This is a genomic window from Rhodoglobus aureus, assembly GCF_039527955.1.
Taxonomy (GTDB): domain Bacteria; phylum Actinomycetota; class Actinomycetes; order Actinomycetales; family Microbacteriaceae; genus Rhodoglobus; species Rhodoglobus aureus.
Window position 1 is genome coordinate 1 of record NZ_BAAAKW010000036.1, and the last position, 553, is coordinate 553.

Here is a 553-nt window from a genome sequence, read left to right on the forward strand (position 1 = left end):
CGCTTCGAGTTGCCCGGTGACGGTGATCACCTTGACGAGGTGTTGCAGCTCTCGCACGAAGCGGGGGTGCCGGCCGCAGAGTTGTTACGTGCCGAAGCTGACGAACTGCGTCTTGCTGCGGATGCGGATGCCCGAGCCAGCGCCGCCGCACTTTCCGTGCGGCTCATGCTCCCACTCGGATTGTGCGTGCTGCCCGCCTTCATGGTTCTCGGGGTGCTGCCCCTCATGGTCGCGGTCATCTCATCCACCGTCGCTGGGTTTTGAAGGCGCTCCACACATTCGGTGGCCTCATGCCGAGGCGGACATCGGCTTGGCAGGCTTGAGGTACTCGGCCGCAGACTGCGCGACAGCGCACGAAGGAGTACCCCATGAACGATCCGCACCTTGCCCGATTTCCTGCCCTTGAACCGGGGCGTGCCTCTCGAGCGGGAGCGATTGGGCGGCCTGCTTTGGCGACGCCCCCGCACGCCGGCGCGATCACCATCCTGCGGGCCCGACTCCGCTCGGAGCGCGGCGCCGCCACCGCCGAATACGCCATCACCACGCTCGCCGC

2 protein-coding genes are annotated in these 553 nt (G+C 67.3%); both read left to right on the forward strand.

Annotation, left to right across the window (positions count from 1 at the left end; all coding sequences use genetic code 11):
- A partial coding sequence (locus tag ABD112_RS11500; RefSeq protein ID WP_343926008.1) for a type II secretion system F family protein occupies positions 1-264 on the forward strand: 264 nt, incomplete at its 5' end.
- Between the two features lie 104 nt (positions 265-368).
- On the forward strand, positions 369-553 hold a 185-nt coding region (locus ABD112_RS11505), incomplete at its 3' end, for a DUF4244 domain-containing protein (protein ID WP_343926010.1).